Source organism: Herbiconiux daphne, assembly GCF_024979295.1.
Taxonomy (GTDB): Bacteria; Actinomycetota; Actinomycetes; order Actinomycetales; family Microbacteriaceae; genus Herbiconiux; species Herbiconiux daphnes.
The window spans coordinates 1-634 of the sequence record NZ_JANLCJ010000492.1 but is presented as its reverse complement, the minus strand read 5'-3'; the positions used below and the strand labels follow the sequence as shown (position 1 = coordinate 634).

Annotated in this window: 1 protein-coding gene; it reads left to right on the top strand. The window is 44.0% G+C overall.

Annotated features, from left to right (window positions below):
• The coding region (locus N1032_RS26040) for a hypothetical protein (protein ID WP_259543524.1) at positions 1-468 on the top strand (468 nt) is incomplete at its 5' end.
• Between the last annotated feature and the right edge of the window lie 166 nt (positions 469-634).

Genomic DNA, 634 nt, shown 5'->3' with positions numbered 1-634 from the left:
ACCACCTTCTATAGCAACTTCGATCATCATCGCCAAAATGATCCACATTTTGATTCATTAACTGGTGAGATGACTAAGTTGGCTACAGGTCTTCGTAAGCAAGTTGAAGCTGGTTATATGCCACCTCAGATTGCTCAAGATAACCTGAAACAATTTATTCAGGACAGCTTCTACAAACGTGGTGTTGCTGATCCACATATCAAACGTCAACAAGCTCAACAGGCAGAAGCCGCTGAAACTCAAGATCGTGCTGGTGCATTGCTTAATCAGATTGCTCAACAGGCTGTTCTTAACCCAGCAGAAGGTTCTCCTATGGCTAAACCAGACCAAGGGCCAGCTATCCAGAACTTGAGTGATCAAGGACAGGGTGGCATTAATGTTGGTATTGGTGGTGCTCAGTCTAAAGCTATTGGCGAATCACAATCAACTGATTCTGGTGCTAGTATCCAGCTCAGTGGCTCTTTCTAAGGAGATAACATGGCAGGTTTTTATGACAGTGTCTCTGAAAAAGGGATCCTGAATGCCATTGGAGACAATCCAGTTGGTAGATGGGTACAGAGTAAGTATCCAGAATCACAATTAAAACACGATGTTGGTGGTGCTATTGTAAGCGCACGTAACGCTCTTTCAGGCA